This is a genomic window from Streptomyces palmae (assembly GCF_004684805.1).
GTDB lineage: Bacteria > Actinomycetota > Actinomycetes > Streptomycetales > Streptomycetaceae > Streptomyces > Streptomyces palmae.
The window spans coordinates 1-1990 of the sequence record NZ_SRID01000622.1; the positions used below are offsets into that span (position 1 = coordinate 1).

Annotated in this window: 1 protein-coding gene; it reads right to left on the reverse strand. The window is 72.9% G+C overall.

Annotation, left to right across the window (positions count from 1 at the left end):
* Positions 1-1990 (reverse strand): heavy metal translocating P-type ATPase (locus tag E4099_RS31580; protein WP_135342520.1); only part of this gene is annotated, 1990 nt, incomplete at both ends.

Sequence of the window (1990 nt, forward strand, 5' to 3'; positions counted from 1 at the left end):
CGGATCGCGTCGGCCGCGGCCCGCAGGTCACCGCGGACCAAGGTCAGGTCCCCGGCCTCGATCGCGGCGTCGGTGCCGGTGCCCATGGCCAGGCCCAGATCGGCCTGGGCCAGCGCCGCGGCGTCGTTGACGCCGTCGCCGACCATGGCCACCGACCGGCCCTCGCCCTGGAGCCGCTTGACGACGTCGACCTTGTCCTGCGGCATGACCTCGGCGATCACCTCGTCGATCCCGACCTCGCGGGCCACCGAGCGGGCCACCGCGGTGTTGTCACCGGTCAGCAGGATCGGGGTCAGCCCCAGGCCGCGCAGTCGGCGGATCGCCTCGGCACTGGTGTCCTTGACCGCGTCCGCGACCTCCAGCACGGCGCGCGGCTGCCCGTCCCACGCGACGGTGATCGCGGTCCGTCCGGCTTCCTCGGCCCGCTCCTTGGCCGCGGTCAGCTCGTCGGTCAGCTCGATGGCCCACTCGGCCAGCAGCTTGTCCCGGCCGACCAGGACCGCGTGGCCCTCGACCACGCCCTGGACACCGAGGCCGGGGACGTTGGCGAAGTCCTCGGGGGTGGGCAGGGTGCCGGCGATGGCCGCGGCGCCGGTGGCCACCGCCTGGGCGATGGGGTGCTCGGAGGCGTGCTCCAGGGCCCCGGCCAGCCGCAGGACCTCTTCCTCGGTGGTGTCCTCGGTGGTGTGGACGGCCAGCAGGGTCATCTTGCCGGTGGTCACGGTGCCGGTCTTGTCCAGCACGATGGTGTCGATCTTGCGGGTGGTCTCCAGGACCTCGGGGCCCTTGATCAAGATGCCCAGCTGGGCGCCGCGGCCGGTGCCGACCATGAGCGCGGTGGGGGTGGCCAGGCCCAGGGCGCAGGGGCAGGCGATGATCAGGACGGCGACGGCGGCGGTGAACGCGGCGGTCAGTCCGGCGCCGTTGCCCAGCCAGAATCCCAAGGTGGCCAGGGCCAGGCCGATGACCACGGGGACGAAGACGGCGGAGATCTTGTCGGCCAGGCGCTGGGCGGCGGCCTTGCCGTTCTGGGCGTCCTCGACGAGCTTGGCCATGCGTGCCAGCTGGGTGTCGGCGCCGACCCGGGTGGCCTGGACGACCAGTCGGCCCCCGGCGTTCAACGTGGCGCCGGTGACGGCGTCGCCGGCCTGGACCTCGACCGGCACGGACTCGCCGGTGAGCATGGAGGCGTCGACCGCCGAGTTGCCCTCGACGACGGTGCCGTCGGTGGCGATCTTCTCGCCGGGGCGGACCACGAACCGGTCGCCGACCACGAGGTCCTCGACGCGGATGCGCTGCTCGGTGCCGTCGCGCAGGACGGTGACTTCCTTGGCGCCCAGTTCCAGCAGGGCGCGCAGGGCGGCGCCGGCCTTGCGCTTGGAGCGGGCCTCGAAGTAGCGGCCGGCCAGGATGAAGGCGGTCACTCCGGCGGCGGCTTCGAGGTAGATGTTGCCGGCTCCGTCGCTGCGGGAGATCGTCAGCTCGAAGCCGTGGGTCATGCCCGGGGTGCCGGCGGTGCCGAAGAACAGGGCCCACAGCGACCACAGGAACGCGGCCCCGGTGCCCACCGAGATCAGGGTGTCCATGGTGGCCGCGCCGTGCCGGGCGTTGGTGTATGCCGCGCGGTGGAAGGGCCAGGCCGCGTAGGTGACCACCGGCGCGGTCAACGTCAGCGACAGCCACTGCCAGTACTCGAACTGCCAGGCCGGGACCATCGCCAGCACGATCACCGGCACCGCCAGCACCACCGCGGTCACCAACCGCTGCCGCAGCGTGCGCAGCTCACCCCCCTCGCCCGCACCCTCACCGCCGGCGGACTCGGCACCGCCGTCGGTGGACTCGGAACGCGCCGGGGCCGGCACCGCCGCGGTGTAGCCGGTGGCCTCCACCGTCGCGATCAGATCCGCCACCGCCACCTGGTCACCGAAACTGACCTTCGCCTTCTCGGTGGCGTAGTTGACCGTCGCCTCCACCCCGTCCATCCGATTCA